Source organism: Niabella sp. ZPM-14 (assembly GCF_055693045.2).
In genome coordinates this window covers 1,071,255-1,085,744 of sequence record NZ_CM181148.1, presented here as the reverse complement: position 1 = coordinate 1,085,744, position 14,490 = coordinate 1,071,255, and the positions used below count along the sequence as shown (strand labels likewise).

Annotated in this window: 16 protein-coding genes; 3 read left to right on the top strand and 13 right to left on the bottom strand. The window is 45.7% G+C overall.

Annotated features, from left to right (window positions below):
- Nucleotides 1-44 precede the first annotated feature (44 nt).
- The 7 genes from ACU37H_RS04655 to ACU37H_RS04625 all read right to left on the bottom strand — a co-directional run bounded on the left by ACU37H_RS04655 (nucleotide 45) and on the right by ACU37H_RS04625 (nucleotide 5,023).
- The gene (locus ACU37H_RS04655) at nucleotides 45-1,151 is read right to left on the bottom strand and encodes an agmatine deiminase family protein (RefSeq protein ID WP_472703196.1); all 1,107 of its coding nucleotides are present in this window, start codon (nucleotides 1,149-1,151) and stop codon (nucleotides 45-47) included.
- 1 nt (nucleotide 1,152) lies between these two features.
- Nucleotides 1,153-1,506 (bottom strand): four helix bundle protein, encoded by a 354-nt coding sequence (locus tag ACU37H_RS04650; protein ID WP_472703195.1) that lies wholly within the window; start codon nucleotides 1,504-1,506, stop codon nucleotides 1,153-1,155.
- A gap of 110 nt (nucleotides 1,507-1,616) precedes the next feature.
- Nucleotides 1,617-2,492 (bottom strand): carbon-nitrogen hydrolase, encoded by an 876-nt coding sequence (locus ACU37H_RS04645; RefSeq protein WP_472703194.1) that lies wholly within the window; start codon nucleotides 2,490-2,492, stop codon nucleotides 1,617-1,619.
- 103 nt (nucleotides 2,493-2,595) lie between these two features.
- Complete coding sequence (locus ACU37H_RS04640) at nucleotides 2,596-3,015, bottom strand: DUF4293 domain-containing protein (RefSeq protein ID WP_472703193.1); 420 nt, start codon at nucleotides 3,013-3,015, stop codon at nucleotides 2,596-2,598.
- 108 nt (nucleotides 3,016-3,123) lie between these two features.
- Nucleotides 3,124-4,404 carry a serine hydroxymethyltransferase gene (gene glyA / locus ACU37H_RS04635; protein WP_472703192.1) on the bottom strand — a complete coding sequence of 427 codons (1,281 nt, stop codon included), beginning with the start codon at nucleotides 4,402-4,404 and terminating at the stop codon, nucleotides 3,124-3,126.
- A 111-nt stretch (nucleotides 4,405-4,515) separates the two neighbouring features.
- Nucleotides 4,516-4,683, bottom strand: coding sequence for a Txe/YoeB family addiction module toxin (locus ACU37H_RS04630; RefSeq protein ID WP_472703191.1), 168 nt, complete (start codon nucleotides 4,681-4,683; stop codon nucleotides 4,516-4,518).
- A gap of 91 nt (nucleotides 4,684-4,774) precedes the next feature.
- The gene (locus ACU37H_RS04625) at nucleotides 4,775-5,023 is read right to left on the bottom strand and encodes a hypothetical protein (protein WP_472703190.1); all 249 of its coding nucleotides are present in this window, start codon (nucleotides 5,021-5,023) and stop codon (nucleotides 4,775-4,777) included.
- Nucleotides 5,024-5,194: 171 nt separating this feature from the next.
- Here ACU37H_RS04625 and ACU37H_RS04620 point away from each other — a divergent pair, with 171 nt between their 5' ends.
- A complete protein-coding gene (locus tag ACU37H_RS04620) occupies nucleotides 5,195-6,184 on the top strand; it encodes a sugar phosphate nucleotidyltransferase (RefSeq protein WP_472703189.1) in 990 nt (329 codons plus the stop codon).
- Nucleotides 6,185-6,241: 57 nt separating this feature from the next.
- Here ACU37H_RS04620 and ACU37H_RS04615 read toward each other — a convergent pair whose 3' ends face one another.
- From ACU37H_RS04615 to ACU37H_RS04605, 3 genes are all read right to left on the bottom strand, one after another.
- Nucleotides 6,242-6,583, bottom strand: coding sequence for a hypothetical protein (locus tag ACU37H_RS04615; protein WP_472703188.1), 342 nt, complete (start codon nucleotides 6,581-6,583; stop codon nucleotides 6,242-6,244).
- A gap of 379 nt (nucleotides 6,584-6,962) precedes the next feature.
- Complete coding sequence (locus ACU37H_RS04610) at nucleotides 6,963-7,451, bottom strand: hypothetical protein (protein ID WP_472703187.1); 489 nt, start codon at nucleotides 7,449-7,451, stop codon at nucleotides 6,963-6,965.
- A gap of 110 nt (nucleotides 7,452-7,561) precedes the next feature.
- The gene (locus ACU37H_RS04605) at nucleotides 7,562-7,966 is read right to left on the bottom strand and encodes a hypothetical protein (RefSeq protein ID WP_472703186.1); all 405 of its coding nucleotides are present in this window, start codon (nucleotides 7,964-7,966) and stop codon (nucleotides 7,562-7,564) included.
- 254 nt (nucleotides 7,967-8,220) lie between these two features.
- Between ACU37H_RS04605 and ACU37H_RS04600 the strand changes: the two genes are divergently transcribed.
- Nucleotides 8,221-9,165, top strand: a complete 945-nt coding sequence (locus tag ACU37H_RS04600; protein ID WP_472703185.1) for an NAD(P)H-dependent flavin oxidoreductase — start codon at nucleotides 8,221-8,223, stop codon at nucleotides 9,163-9,165.
- Nucleotides 9,166-9,510: 345 nt separating this feature from the next.
- Here the strand turns inward: ACU37H_RS04600 and ACU37H_RS04595 are convergent, their stop codons facing one another.
- From ACU37H_RS04595 to ACU37H_RS04585, 3 genes are all read right to left on the bottom strand, one after another.
- Nucleotides 9,511-9,882 carry a DMT family protein gene (locus tag ACU37H_RS04595; RefSeq protein ID WP_472703184.1) on the bottom strand — a complete coding sequence of 124 codons (372 nt, stop codon included), beginning with the start codon at nucleotides 9,880-9,882 and terminating at the stop codon, nucleotides 9,511-9,513.
- A 317-nt stretch (nucleotides 9,883-10,199) separates the two neighbouring features.
- On the bottom strand, nucleotides 10,200-11,879 hold the full coding sequence (gene ggt, locus ACU37H_RS04590) for a gamma-glutamyltransferase (RefSeq protein ID WP_472703183.1): 1,680 nt from the start codon (nucleotides 11,877-11,879) through the stop codon (nucleotides 10,200-10,202).
- A 277-nt stretch (nucleotides 11,880-12,156) separates the two neighbouring features.
- Nucleotides 12,157-13,314, bottom strand: coding sequence for an FAD-dependent oxidoreductase (locus ACU37H_RS04585; protein WP_472703182.1), 1,158 nt, complete (start codon nucleotides 13,312-13,314; stop codon nucleotides 12,157-12,159).
- Nucleotides 13,315-13,405: 91 nt separating this feature from the next.
- Between ACU37H_RS04585 and ACU37H_RS04580 the strand changes: the two genes are divergently transcribed.
- Nucleotides 13,406-14,365, top strand: a complete 960-nt coding sequence (locus ACU37H_RS04580; RefSeq protein ID WP_472703181.1) for a helix-turn-helix domain-containing protein — start codon at nucleotides 13,406-13,408, stop codon at nucleotides 14,363-14,365.
- The last annotated feature ends 125 nt before the right edge of the window (nucleotides 14,366-14,490 follow it).

The following is a 14,490-nucleotide window of genomic DNA, read 5'->3' as shown; positions in this document are numbered from 1 at the left end:
AAGTGAAGGAGCTGCGGCCAAACGCTCTCGCAAGCGTGTATTAATTATACCGCAGGCTCTTGCTGGCTCAGGCAATGGAAACTACCCAATCCCCAGATGATCTCAGTAGAATCAATACCGATCACGGTCCGGTCTTTAAAGCATTCCTGGAGGATCTTCAGGGCGGTGTCGTCTTTGCTGCATCGGTAGGTCGGGACGATGACCGATTTATTAGCGATGTAGAAATTCGCGTAGGAGGCCGGCAGGCGCTGATCTTCATAGATCACTGCATCCGGCATGGGGATTTCAATAATGTTGAGCGGTTTGCCGTTCAGCAGCCGCATCGTTTTTAACTGCTTCAGATTGTTCTGCAACAGTTCATAATTATCATCGTTTTTATCTTCTTCTACCACAGTAATGACGGTGTCTTCGTTTACAAACCGTACCGTGTCGTCGATATGTCCGTCCGTATCGTCACCCACAATGCCGTCATCCACCCACAATACCTGCTTCGCGCCATAATATTGGTGGAGGTAAGTTTCAATTTGTTCCTGGTTCAGATGTGGGTTGCGGTTCGGGTTCAGGAGGCAGGCCGTCGAGGTAAGGATCGTGCCGGCGCCATTGAACTCTACCGAGCCCCCTTCCATGACGATGCCAGGGTAGAACACCGGGAGTCCGAAATGCTGCGCAATCCTGGTGGGAACCACGTCGTCGAGATCATAAGGTGGGTATTTCCCGCCCCAGGCATTGTAGCCCCAGTCAACAATAACCTTCTTGTGCTGCTCTGCATCGGGGTTGATCAGGAAAGCGGGGCCGTGATCGCGACACCACGCATCATTGGTTTCATTAAAATAAAATTCAATTTTCGTCAGGTCGGCGCCCTGCTTTTGCAGGTGTTTCAGCGCGAAAGACTTCATCTTCTCATCCGTCACGTTGATGCGCACGGTCTCGCTCCTGGCCAGTTCTTTCACGAAGTGAGCGTAGTAAGGATAGATGGTATTCAGTTTCCCCGGCCAGGAAGCTTCTTTATGCGGCCAGCTCAGCCAGGTCGCCTCGTGGGGATGCCATTCGGCGGGGAAGAAGTAGCCGGGTAATGGACGGGAAGACGGAGAGTCAGTAAGTCCGAAAGATGAGACATCAGCTGGCTCCGACGAGATATTAGAATTAAACATTTTAATTTAAAGTTTTTTTTAAGGCGTTAATCATAACCAGTATTTCTTCGCATTGTCTGTATATTCTTTCGAAATCTTCGTCAGAAATAATGTTCCGCCTTTTTGCTAAATAAATACAACCTACTACTTCAGTGTCGGATCGTAACGCAATTCCCAGAAACCGCTTAAATTCTGGGTTAGATTGCCCTGTGGAGCCTTCCGCGATATTTAATGCCATGGAATCGGCTGCCCGTTTGATCTGTGAAGAGAGGATGAATAATTCGTCTTTCGGAAATTTTAGTGTCGTGTCATGCACCAGCGCCGTCAGGTCTAATGCCTTTTGCCAAACTCTTAAATTTTCAAATTTGAAAGCCATAGGTTTTATTTTTAGGTGTTAAAAACAAAAGCAACAATGGCTTAGAGTGGCTCAACTTCTTTACGTCAAACTTCCAACCTCTGACTTCGGACCTCTGTCTTCCGACTTCCCTACTCCTCATCAATAAACCGCTTCGTAATCGGCTGATACGAATCGATTCTTCTGTCTCTCAAAAAAGGCCAGTGCATACGGAACGAGTCGGCTTGCTTCAGATCCAGCTCCACCACTTGCGTTTCTTCCTGGTCGTGAGAAGCCAGGTAGAGCAACTTGCCCTGACCGTTGGTGGCAAAACTGCCGCCCCAGAATTTCATTGCGCCGTCCTGCTCAAAACCCACACGGTTCACGCTCACCACGGGGATCCCGTTGGCTACAGCGTGGCTGCGCTGGATAGTCTGCCAGGCATCGTACTGATCTTTATTCGTTGCCTCGTCCTGGTCCGTGGCCCAACCAATAGCGGTAGGGTAGAAGAGCATTTCCGCGCCCATCAATGTCGTGATCCGCGCTGCTTCCGGGTACCACTGATCCCAGCAGATCAATATGCCGATCGTGGCAAATTTTGTTTTAAAGACCTTATATCCCAGGTCACCTGGCGTGAAGTAAAATTTTTCGTAATAAGCCGGATCGTCCGGAATATGCATTTTCCGGTACTTGCCCAGGTAGCTGCCATCAGCGTCCAGCACCGCCGTAGTGTTATGGTATAGTCCCTCCGTTCTTTTTTCAAACAGTGACGCGATGATCACCACGCCCAGCTCTTTGGCTACTTCCTGCAACGCGTCGGTAGACGGACCGGGAATGGGCTCTGCCAGTTTGAAATTATCATAATCTTCCACATCGCAGAAGTACAAGGAAGTGAACAGCTCCTGCAAACACACGATCTGGGCGCCCTTGCCGGCCGCTTCTCTTATTTGATTGATGGCTTTCTGCAAGTTGTCCTGTTTGTTATCAGTACAACTCATCTGAACCATCCCTACTTTAACTTTTGCCATATTTTTCATTTTACGGAGGTGCAAAGGTACTTTAAATGGAAGGGTTATAAACAAAAATGCGGAGCAAATTTTGCGCCGCATTCGTATCAAAAAGCTTTTGATGTTATCTGAGCCGGTTCAGATCGCGGATCAGTTTCTGGTCTTTCCGGATGCCCTGTATGGCAAAAAAGAAACCGATAACCGTGAGCAGCGTAAAGATCGCTGTCAGCGCGATATTGCCGGTCGAAAAGTTCTGCGAATACATCCAGTACAAAGCAATCAGCCCGATAGAAGCCAGCAGCCCCAGTATGGACAGCTGAATTTGCTTTCTGCGGTCCTTGAACAGGAAAATGGTGATAGCCGCGACCGCGGTTACCAGCACTGTTAATAATATCAGGTAAATATTATCGGCGGCTGTCAGCTCCGGTCCTTCCACGCCTTTCGTACCGGGTGTAACCAGCCCGCTGTAGAAAGGGAACTTGAAAGTCAGCCCGCTACTTATTGTTGACAGCAGTAACCACAATGTTTGTTTTCGTTGAATCATGTTAATGAGTTTAATGTTTGTTTAAGGTTTAATGATATTCAATGTACGGGTTTTTGCGCTTTGCAGGAACCACCTGTTCTACTTATAAACCTTAAACCTGGAACATACTTATCCCAATTCCGGGTACAGCGGAAACTGTTTCATGAAAGCCTTTACGTCTTCGCGAACGTCGGTGATCAGCTTTTCGTCGTCGGCGTTGGTCAACACGCGGTCGATCAGGTCTACGATCTGAACCACGTCCTGCTCCTTCAATCCGCGCGAGGTAACGGCCGGCACACCGACCCTGATACCCGACGTTACAAACGGAGATTTGTCGTCAAATGGCACTGCGTTCTTGTTCAGCGTGATAAATGCTTTGTCCAGTGTTTCCTGTGCTTTTTTTCCGGTAATATTTTTATTGCGAAGATCGATGAGCATCAGGTGGTTATCCGTTCCGCCGCTGATCAGGTTATAGTCTTTTGCTACGAAAGCCTTAGCCATCGCCTGCGCGTTGCTCACCACTTGTTTGGCGTAAGTTGCAAAGCTCTCATCCAGGATTTCTCCGAAAGCCACGGCTTTGGCAGCGATGATGTGCTCCAGCGGTCCGCCCTGGATGCCGGGGAAAACGGCCAGGTCCAGCAGCTGGCTCATGGTGCGGGTATTGCCTTTCGGGTCTTTGATGCCCCATGGGTTTTCAAAGTCGTGACGGATCATGATAACGCCGCCGCGGGGTCCGCGCAATGTTTTGTGCGTGGTGCTGGTGATGATATGACAATGATCAAACGGATCGTTCAGCAGGCCTTTGGCAATCAATCCCGCCGGGTGCGCGATATCCGCCATGACGATGGCGCCTATCTTGTCTGCCACTGCACGGATGCGTGCATAGTCCCAGTCGCGGCTGTAAGCTGATGCACCGCAGATGATCATTTTCGGTTTTTCTGCCAGCGCTTTTTGTTCCAGGTCGTCGTATTCTACCAGTCCGGTTTCTTTATTAACTCCGTAAGAAATAACATTATAATGTTTGCCGCTGAAATTGGCAGGACTTCCGTGCGTCAGGTGTCCGCCCATGCTCAGGTCCAGGCCCATGATCGTGTCGCCCGGTTTCAGTACGGCCATAAACACGGCAGCGTTGGCCTGTGCGCCGCTGTGGGGCTGCACGTTGGCCCAGCTCAGGTTAAACACCTGTTTCAGGCGGTCAATCGCCAGGTTTTCAATCTCGTCCACTACTTCACATCCCCCGTAATATCTCCGGCCGGGATACCCTTCGGCGTATTTATTGGCGGGCACACTGCCCATAGCTTTCAGCACTTGCAGAGAAACAAAGTTTTCTGAAGCGATCAGTTCAATATCGTTGCGTTGGCGCTCTAATTCTTTATCGAGCAGTTGAAAGAGGATCGTGTCGTTTTGCATGGCGCAAAGTTAAGGGGCAGAGGCGTAAGTCGAAATGCAGCTGGATCGAAAAATTGAAAAAATTGTGTATGAAGCTGATTAGTATTGAATCAAATCTACATTTATGCAAACTCAATAATGACCAAAACAGGAATAAATAGTAATCAAATCGTCTGTAACGGAATAGATAAGGCGATGTTCATCATTGATTCGTCTTGACCAAAATCCGCTGAAATTACCTTTTAATGCTTCAGGTTTTCCTAAGCCGGTAAAAGGAGTAGTCTGAATGTCCGAAATCAATTCAAATATTTAAAAGGCCAGCTTTTGATTCCCAGATTTAAATTTTTGAAATTGCGCAATGGCGTCCGGAGAAAATTGGACTTTCCTCATGTTATTTTTCGCTTAGTATAGATTCTAAATCTTTCATAGAATATACTGTCCCTTTTCCAGATTCAATATCATCGACAGCCTTAGCAAGCTTATTCCAATAGATTTCCGCAGGATCGTTCACTGAAAAAGCATTCTTTTCGTCCTGAACGGCAATGGTGATCTGCACATTGCGTCCTTTTAGCAACTGCTTCATTTTTTGGAAGAAATCGTCAGTAAATTCAGATGAGGAAATTTTTATTACGGCATCCATGTTCTTGTTTTCTCAAAGTTAATATATTTATAGACAAGCACGCCGTTGTTTAGCCGCGATCAAGAAATAGGGTGTAGTGTTGGGGCGAGTTTCAAGATTTTCTTTTTTTACTTACCTTCACCCCTTTTTATCACATGTTCTAAACTATATCCCGCCCCGGGATTGTTATATATGAAGGCAATTATTCCTGTTGCAGGTACCGGAACTAAGTTGAGACCCCACAGTTATACGCAGCCAAAGGCGCTTATCCCATTGGCTGGCAAGACCGTTTTGAGCATTATCATAGACCAGCTGAAGGACGCCGGAGTGGATGAATTTGTATTCATCATCGGGTACCTGGGCGATAAGATCTATCATTATATTAAAGATAAACACAGCGATATTGTTGCGCATTTCGTGGGACAGGAAGACCGGAGAGGCGTGGGGCATGCGGTAAGCCTGGCCAAAGACATCGTGAGGGGAGATGAGATCCTGATCACTCTGGGCGACACCATTTGTGAGTATGATGTCACTGAAGTGTTGCGCAGTCCCGGTTCTATGATCGGGGTGCGTAAGGTAGACAATCCCAAAGACTTTGGCGTGGCCGAAATTGATGCCAACGGTATCGTGGAATCGGTGATTGAAAAGCCGAACATACCTAAATCGAATATGGCGCTGGTAGGCATTTACAAGATTGCTGAAAGCAATATGCTGTTCGACTGCCTGGAAAAAAACATGGCCAGCGGGCTGCTTACGCATGGCGAGTTCAGCATTACTGATGCTATTGACTGCATGATCGACGGCGGTGTCACGTTCAAATCTTTCCGCGTCGACAACTGGTTTGATGCGGGTAACAAAGAAACCCTTTTGAGATCGAACGCCATCCTGCTGAAGAAATTTGGCGCCGAGAGCGACGCCTCGCAATACCGGAATACGGTGATTATCCCACCCGTGAGCATCGGCAAAGGATGCGCTATTGAGAACAGCATCATTGGTCCCAATGTGACGCTGGGCGAGAATACCAGCATGAAACAATCCATCGTTAAGAACTCCATCGTGGGCGCCTATTGCAATTTGTACGACATCGTATTGGAAGACTCGCTCATCGGTAGCGACACCAGCCTCAAAGGCGAATCCCGCAGCCTGAATATCGGGGACAATACCAGTATTGATCTGGGGTGATTTTTATTCCTTCGTACTTCTTTCAAGTTGTGGAGAAATTCCTTAGCCCATTTTTTCTCACACTTCTATGAATTCATATTGTCCAGCTATTTCTTTTATTTCGTTAAGATCATGAAAGTAGTTGTCATGCCAAATGGGAAAACCATACCCGTTATTTTCGACGAAAGCCTTCAACAATTTTCCATCAATTTTCATAAGTAGACCGCAGTCAACCAGGTTGGAACATTTTTCTCCCATTTTTGTAGCTGCTTCAGATTGCGGATGACAAATGATTTCCAGGCAACCTCCGGTTGCGTTTGAGACGATATCGTCCCAGGGATCCTTATTTCCTGTTAAAAAGCTTTTTGCTTTTTGTTTCGCCTGATTGTAAAGTTGTTTAGTTTTAGAATATTTTTTCAAGGTTGTGAAATAAAGAAATGTCCTTACAATGTATAATTCGTCGATTGTCTTGCTCTGACATACAAGTTTTGTGTGTTGTTCAGAAATAAATGGTTTACAGCGTTTGGTAAGTTGTCCAATGATAGCTTCGTCAGATTTGTTTGGAGTGTCTGCCGTTTCTGAAACGCATTCAAGTTCAAAGTAATAGTCTCCATAGTCAAATACATAAGCAGTAAAGCTCCACCAGATTTATGAGGAGAATATGCTCTAATATGTCGCGCGAATGCTATTTCCTTGTCTTTGTATGTGTAGTCCATCTAAAATAGTTGCTAACGTTTTCTGACTTTGTGTTCGGTGGGAAAATTGAAGCACGAAAGCCGATATGGTTACTAAGTTTATGTCAATGAAGTTTTGGAAGTCTTCTGAAAATGATTTTCAATTTTTTAATTATTGGTGGTGGATATATATGTAGCAACGAAAAAGCTGTTAGTACCCAACCTGAAATTGAAAATATTGCGTTAGGGATTTGTTTTAAGGTCGGTTTCCCGTCAAGATCAGAAGGTACGGTCGCCTTAAAAATTGGAAGCAATGCTAATAAAAGGAAAAACAATCCCATCACTGCCCCAATGATTGAAATGTAGAAGTGAGTCGTCCACCAGTAATTTAGCTTTTTGTTCAAACGAATGGGAAGTCCCACAATTAAACAAAGGAAAATCGTCAAACTCGAAAATAGAATTGCAAATAATGGTTGGAAGATCACAAGTCCCAAAAATCCGTCGAAACCGAAGTCGTTGTCAATAAAAGCTAAAGCCATATAGATGAAGAAAATCACAATGAATGTCAGAGCGACTTGAAACCCCAATGTCAAGATAATAATTGTTTTGCTCATTGTGTTATGTTAAAGTCGCATTTAATGTAGTGCATTGTTATAGAAGGTTATTTCCTGCTAACAGTTGATATTTAAGATACCGCAGCATTCTTCATTAGTCGGCTGAGTTGTCAATAGTCTATTGTATAATTTATTTGGGCGGAAGTTCTTGGAACATCGCTGCCATCTATTTTCTTGAGAGCAAACGGGCTATCATTTTTACTTACCGATATTTGCGTGTATAACCTCAAGTGTCCATAATTGTCTCCTGCTTCAGTTACAGTTAAGTTAGCTGCAAATCCTTTTTTAACAGGCCCAATGATTGTTTCCCATGGCGAACGGGTGTTAATAGTAATATTTACTATTTGATTATGCTCTCCGTTTAATTTTACATTTAGTTTTCCCCCTGAATAGATAGTAGTACTGTTTACTTCATATTTGATATAATATTCATCAAGTACATCCTCTTTTGTTTCCTTCTTGCAGGAGAAGAGTAGCATTAAATACGACGTGATTATCAATAATGATCGCTTCATGCTATATTTTTTTTAAAACATCATTGAATTTTAGAACATACTTTCTTAAAATAATTCTACAAGAGGTTTGTAGTAAATTTTACAGGTATCAAGCAGATTATTTTGGTTTAAAGATACTGAAATCAACATATTTGCTTACTTGTATCTCTATCAGGCCGCAGACCCTTTATTTTTCTTATATTAGTTTTATAACCTCACGGGTTTTCGAAACCTGTGAGGTTGATACCTGATTATCTCATCAACTCTATCCATTTATGATCCAGACAAGAATCACGCGGCTTTTCAATATTCAATACCCGATCGTGCAGGCCGGGATGGTGTGGGCCAGCGGATGGAAGCTGGCCAGTGCCGTGAGCGAGGCGGGCGGGCTGGGTATGATCGGCGCCGGATCCATGACGCCGGCGCTCTTGCAGGAGCATATCCAAAAGTATAAAGCGGCTTCCTCAAAGCCCTTCGCTGTCAATCTTCCTTTGTTGTATCATGATATTGAGCGGCAAGTGCAGGTCATCCTGGAAGAAAAAGTGCCAATCGTATTTACAAGCGCGGGCAATCCCAAAACCTGGACAGGGGTATTAAAGGATGCGGGCCTAACAGTGGTGCATGTCGTGAGCAGCAGCCGATTTGCTATCAAAGCGCAGGAAGCGGGGTGCGATGCAGTAGTGGCGGAAGGCTTCGAAGCAGGCGGACATAACGGACGCGAGGAGACGACCACGATGGTACTGGTGCCGCTGGTGACCGCAGCGGTGACGATCCCGGTTATTGCTGCGGGCGGCATCGCTACCGGCCGGCAAATGCTCGCCGCGTTTGCGTTAGGCGCCGAAGCCGTACAAATGGGCAGCCGCTTTGTAGCGTCTAAAGAAGCATCCTCCCATATTCTTTTTAAAAACAAAGTGCTGGCCGCCAGGGAAGGGGATACGCGGTTGTCTCTCAAACAGCTGGCCCCCGTGCGATTGCTCGATAACGATTTTGCGCAGGAAGTGCGGGAAGCCGAGGCCCGCGGCGCCTCGGCGGAAGAACTGCAGCAATTGCTGGGCAAGGGTCGTGCGCGAAAAGGCATGTTTGAAGGATTGCTGGAACAGGGAGAACTGGAGATCGGACAGGTGAGCGCCCTGATCGAAGATCTGCCTGCCGCAGCTACGATTGTTCAGGACGTATGGAACGGATTTTCAGCAGCAAAGTTGGCGCTTCAAAAACTTTGATTATCTTTCATTTAAGATGATCTCAACGGAGGCATAACATTTTTTTAGCGGATCAGGAATAACCCGGGATTTGGAACAAATAAGCGCTTACAGACGCAGTCAAAGAACACAAAAGATCAAAAAAAGTATGCGGGTATGGGCGTATAGAATGTGAAAAAACGGTATGCCCCCTCCAATTTAACCAACCTTTCGATTTGGTAACAAATGCTGAAAGCAACCTTCCTGACCGTACTATCTCTAATCCTGACCTTAACCGTTCCGGCGCAATTTGATGCCTTGAACCGACTTAAGGGGAGCGTTTGGGACCCTGATCGCGCCTGTGTCTGTTCAGAATGAATAAACGATCTATCCCTTAAAAATAAAATAGACGGCGGCTACCAGGAACGCAAACCCGATGAGGTGGTTGATGCTGAACTGAAAATTGTCGAACATCAGTTTGGAAAAGATCACGAAGACGACGAGCGTGATGACCTCCTGGATCACTTTTAGCTGGATCAATGAAAAGGGACCTCCCATGTTTGAAGAGCCGATCCTGTTGGCGGGCACCTGGAAACAATATTCAAAAAACGCGATGCCCCAGCTGATCAGAATGATAACCCACAAAGAGGTGGACGCGTGGTTGCTGCCTTTGGCAAAGAACTTTAGATGTCCATACCAGGCCAGGGTCATAAACGAATTGGAGAGGAATAATAATCCTATAGTGCTGATCGCTTTCATGGAGGAGAAATGGTGGGTGAGTGATTGTTGAATGGTGGTTGAATGTGGTTGAATGATTGTTGAATGGTGGTTGAATGATTGTTGAATGGTGGTTGAGTGATTGTTGAATGTGGTTGAATAGTGTTGAGTGATTGTTGAATGTGGTTGAATAATGGATGAACGATTGTTGAAGAGTGGATGAATGATGAGGTAGGCTTACTGTTCACTTATTTTAAACCACGTTAAACTATTTTAAACCACGTTAAACTATATTAAACCACATTAAACTATTTTAAACCCTCTTCAACTATTTTCCCCCGTTTTCAACAATATCCTTTCTACCAAACCGAAGCGCTGTCGTCGCCGCGTCCGTCCGCAACGGCTTCCAGGCTGCCGTCGGGAGCTATCTTAATGACTTCGGTCCGTCCGATCTGTCCGCGCTCCCTGAGCTCATAGCCCATCTTGGACAAGGCTTGTTGCGTGGTTTCAGAGAAGCCCTTCTCGATGAACACTTCGTCCGGAAGCCATTGGTGATGAAACTTAGCCCGGTTCACCGCATCGCTGGTAGTCATGTTGAAATCAATAATGTTGACGATCGTCTGGAAGACGGAAGTAGGAATCGTGGTTCCGCCCGGCGTGCCTACGACCAGGAAAGGCCGGTTATCTTTTAGTACGATCGTGGGCGTCATGGAACTTAACATCCGCTTTCCGGGCTCAATTGCATTCGCTTTTCCGCCAACAGCGCCAAAGAGATTGGGAGAGCCGGGCTTTGCGCTGAAGTCGTCCATTTCATCATTCAGCAAAAAACCGGCGCCCGCTACTACGGTCTTGCTGCCGTAATTATTGTTGAGCGTAGTAGTAACAGACACCGCATTACCTTCTTTATCCATCACGCTCAGGTGCGTCGTTTCTTCGCTTTCGTAACCGGGCACCCGGCCTTCCACCGTTTCTTTACTGTTGCCCGCTCGCCCCGGTTGATAATCTTTCATCCGGTTGTTAAGATAGGCCGCGTCGGACAACTCCTTTACAGGGACTTGATAAAAATCCGCATCTCCCATGTATTTGGCGCGGTCGGCGTAAGCGCGGCGTTCCACCTCGATCATCAGTTGTACGGATGCCGGTGTTTGAAAGCCCATATTCTTCAGCGGGTAAGGGGCTATCATGGTCAGCATCTGGTGGACGAGCAGACCGCCGCTACTGGGCATCGGCATGCCGATAATGGTGTAACCTCTATATTGAGACACGACGGGCGTCCTGAATTTGGCTTTGTAGCTTTTGAGGTCATTCAAGGTGATCAGTCCTTTGCCCCGCTGCATTTCGGCAACGATCATCTCGGCCGTTTCGCCCTCGTAAAACCCTTTCTGTCCCCTGCTGCTGATCCTTTTCAGCGTGGCGGCCAGTTCTTTCTGTATCAAAGTGTCCCCTTTTTTCCAGGGCTGGCTTTTTACGAAGACCGGCATGACGGTATTGTATTTTTTAAAGGCAGCGCTGGTGTAGTTCAACGCCCGGGCTTCCGCTTCCGTAATGGCGAAACCTTTTTCAGCCAGCTCAATGGCCGGTTGAATCAGCTCCTTCATCGAAAGACGGGCAAACTGGTGCGTGGCGAATAAACCGGCAACGGTGCCGGGTACGCCGGATGATAAATGCCCGTATAAACTTTTTTCACTGTCGGGATCACCTTTTTCGTCGAGGTACATATCCCGGAAAGCGGCTGCGGGTGCGGTTTCGCGATAGTCTAATGCAACCGGCGCTTTGCCTTTAGACGTAGCTACCATAAAGCCGCCACCACCGATATTGCCTGCGCCGGGATAGACCACGGCGAGGGCCCACTGTGTGGCGATGGCAGCATCGAAAGCGTTACCGCCTTTTTGGAGCATGAGCCTACCTGCCTGGCTTGCCAGCGGATGAGCTGACACTACCGCGCCATTTTTACCGGTGCCTTGTTTGGTAACGGCATAGTCGAAAGCGGGAAGCTGGGCATGACAGGAGCAGGCAATGATAACAACGAAAAAAAGCAACGGGCCGCGCATAGATTTTTTGCAGAAAGATAATCACTTTATAGATGTGAGCATAGAAAACAACTGGTATCCATGGGTAAAATTTTGTTTTTGTATGGTTCTGAAGAATCCTTTTGCAGCTGCTTCAAAAATGATAGCGACAGAAAAAAATTAATACACCTTTTAGATCCCTGTAAACCGCGCCTGTATGATAACGTAGCTGGCTAAATTCTCTGGTCTTTTATCGGTTATAGCCCTTTTATTTTTAAAATCTGGATGGAATTGTTATTTGCCTTCATCAATGAATAAGGCGAAATGTATCCAGTAAAGATGTTAGCGCATTTTTGGAATGCATGTTCTCCATAGATTGTAAGGTGACGTCCGTGATTTCGGCAGCACGTTGGCACATCGCCTTTTCGTATCTTGAAATAGCAGTTTTAGTGTCGCTGACATCATTGGCTGTTAGTTGCTCTGCCAGTTCCAGGGCATCTAACATGGCCATATTTACCCCTTCGCCGGCGTAAGGCGGCATGCGATGTGCAGCGTCTCCCAAGATGGTCAGGCTCGGCAAACTCTCCCATTGCTGGTCGGGCGGAAAATGATATTGCGGACGAGGAACAAAATAACTGTCGCCCCTTTCAAACAGTTCGTGCCATTCATTACCCCAATCGGCAAAACGCTCTTTAAACCAATCATATATTTCCCGTTTGTTTTCGAAGTTGATGCCAGAAGTTGTTACCCAATCTTCTGTTTCCCTCGTTCCGGTGTAAAAGGACAGTGAACCATCGCCTTTGGCACTCAGGATAATGCTTTTTTCCTGTCCCAACGCAAATGTTTTCCCACCTTTAACGAGTTTCCAGAGTTCTGGCGCATTCGTTGCTGCATCGTAAATATTTCCCTCTATAATGGTTAAGCCTGAATAAACCGGAGCAATATCGGTAAGGTATTTTCGGAGTTTTGAATTTGCGCCGTCTGCCGCAATAACAAGGTCGGCGTAAACAGTACTGCCATTTTCGAAGAAGATATCCCAGCCATCATTCCTGGCTTGTAGAGATACAAATTTCGAATTCCAAACAATGGTTTCTTTTTCAAGTGAAGCAATAAGCAAATCACGGAAGGGTCCCCTGTCAATTTCCGGACGGAAAGAAGCGCCGCTTTCCGCTACCGGAGTTTCATTAGTATGATCATCAAAATGTATCACCGTGTTATGGTCGGTGATACGCAGTTTATCCGCATTGGGGCGATATTGTTTTTTAAATTCATCCAACAGGCCAGCAGCATTCAGGGCTTTCAGCCCGGATTCTTCGTGTAAGTCCAAGGTGGCACCCTGCTGACGTGCATTTTGGTCTTTATCCCTTTCATATACTTTTACCTGATACCCCTTCATTTGTAATAACCTCGCAAGGGTCAATCCTCCGGGACCTCCACCGATTATGGCTATTTTTTTATTTTTCATTGACATCATATTTTTTTGATCACACAAAATTATAATTGTATAATGGGTTAAAATAGCGCACTTTGGCATAAAAATACTCGTAAACGACACGATGAAAATCGAAATCAAATCAAGAGACGGATTAGGACTGCTGGCTGCTTTTGCCGAAAAAGTTGGCGGGAGCGTTGTAAATGGCAGAGTAGATGTTCCGGAAAAATTTGGAACAGGCTTTTTACAGGGCTATAGTTTTGATGAGCGTTTGCGAATGATGATATTGAACTACGAGCTACACCAGGATTTTGCCATAAGCCGAAAAAACCAGCCTGCGAATATGCTCATATTTAGTTTCCAGCATATCATCAGCGCAACCCGAACGCAAACGAGTAAAAAATTACAACCATTGGTTCAGATTACGACACAGGGGTTAGATGTGGAACTTTTTGTTCCAAAAAACACCATTCAGAATGCTATATCATTGAGTATTGATGCGGGTTACCTGCGGGAACTTATAGGAGCACGCATCAATCATCCTTTAATTAATACTGTTTTGGATAATAAGCAGCCTTTGTTGTTTGAAGAGTTTGTGTCGGTTCCGCTATTGAAAGTTGTTGATGATATTGTAAGCGTTAAGGTGCCGACGCTGCTGCGGGATTTTTACTACAAGCTAAAAGCTCAGGAACTCATTTGTCAATTATTGATTTCACTTGTCAGAAGAGATGAGAAGAAAGTATATGGTTTAAACATAGCAGACATTCAGATCCTTTATAAGGTAAAGGACCAGTTACTTGAAAACATTGAAAAAGCCCCCACGATCGCAGAACTATCGAACTTTTCCGGCATGAGCGAAACTAAATTGAAAAGACTATTTAATCAGGTTTTTGGTAAAAGTATATTTCAATACTTCCAAAATTTTAGAATGCAGAAAGCTGCACGCCTGTTGAAGGATGGATTATCTGTTTCAGAAGTGGGTTATCAGTTGGGGTTTTCCAATTTAGGTCACTTCACAAAAGTTTTTGAACAGGTGATCGGAGTTAAGCCGAAGCGGTATAGTAAGCTGAAAGATAATGGGTGAATGCGTCTTGGTTGCCGTTTAATTGGATGAGTGTCGATTTAAATTTATCGAGAATCACTTCTAATTCTCTTATGATGAACCAATCGCATGTCCTTACCCGATAGGATATTTTTCCACGTTATTAA